1 protein-coding gene is annotated in these 1,122 nt (G+C 54.3%); it reads right to left on the bottom strand.

Going from position 1 to position 1,122, the window contains the following annotated elements; all coding sequences use genetic code 11:
• Window positions 1-1,051 (bottom strand): IS3 family transposase gene (locus NLU14_RS21315; protein WP_275710409.1). Its coding sequence is split into 2 segments (ribosomal slippage), with 1,052 coding nucleotides annotated over them: window positions 1-796 and window positions 796-1,051; the frame shifts between segments, so codons are not numbered across the junction. This gene is flagged as partial in the annotation.
• Window positions 1,052-1,122 lie beyond the last annotated feature (71 nt).

A 1,122-nucleotide genomic window follows, 5' to 3' on the forward strand; every position in this document is an offset into this window, starting at 1 on the left:
CCTCCGAGTCCCATATTGGGTCGTTCGTGATTGTAGTGCCAGAGCCAGCGGGTGGCATAATCCTGGACTTCTTCGGTGCTGTCGAACAGGTACTGTGCCAGCCAATCGTAACGGACCGTTCGGTTGTAACGTTCGATATAAGCATTCTGCTGGGGTTTGCCAGGCTGGATAAACGCCAGCGTGATCTCTCGTTTTTCGGCCCAGGCTGATAGCTTTCCGCTGATGTACTCAGGTCCGTTGTCACAGCGGATAGAACGCGGTTTACCCCGCCATTCAATGATCTGCTCCAGTGATCGGATAACCCGCTCTGCCGGAAGCGAGAAGTCCACTTCGATGCCGAGCCCCTCGCGGTTAAAGTCATCGATCACATTCAGCAGCCGGTAACTGCGTCCGTCGTTGAGCTGGTCGTGCATGAAGTCCATCGACCAACTGTCATTGATCATTTCCGGCACAGCCAATGGCTCCGGCTTTTCACGAACCAGGCGCTTCTTGGGCTTGATACGCAGATTCAATTCCAGCTCCCGGTAAATCCGGTAAACCCGTTTGTGATTCCAGCCAAACCCTTTGACGTTTCGAAGGTGCAAAAAGCACAGGCCAAAACCCCAGTTCCTCTGGTTATGGGTCAACCGGACCAACCAGTCAGCGATCTCGGCATTTTCGTCGCTGAGCTTTGCCTGGTACCGGTAGCAGGTCTCGCTGATGCCCAAGGCGTCGCATGCCAGCCGTATGCTGATACCGTGCCTCTCAACCGCGCTTGTCGCCATCTCGCGGCGGTGAGATGGCTTTACAACTTTCCCTCAAGCGCTTCCTTACGGATCTCAGCCTTGATGCGTTCCTCAGCGTACATCTTCTTGAGCCGGCGGTTTTCATCCTCCAGTTCTTTCAGGCGGGCCATCATCGATGCATCCATGCCGCCGAACTTGGCGCGCCATTTGTAAAAGCTGGCGCTGCTCATGCCATGTTCACGGCACAGCTCTGGAACCGGTACGCCGTTCTCGGCTTGCTTGAGTATCGACAGGATCTGGCTGTCGGAAAAACGTGACTTCTTCATGCAGAATCTCCCTGCGTTTAGCTTACGGAAAATTCTACTTTTGAAAACCGCTTTTTTTCGGGGGGATTACC

Source organism: Marinobacter iranensis, assembly GCF_029207565.1.
GTDB classification, from domain to species: Bacteria; Pseudomonadota; Gammaproteobacteria; order Pseudomonadales; family Oleiphilaceae; genus Marinobacter; species Marinobacter iranensis.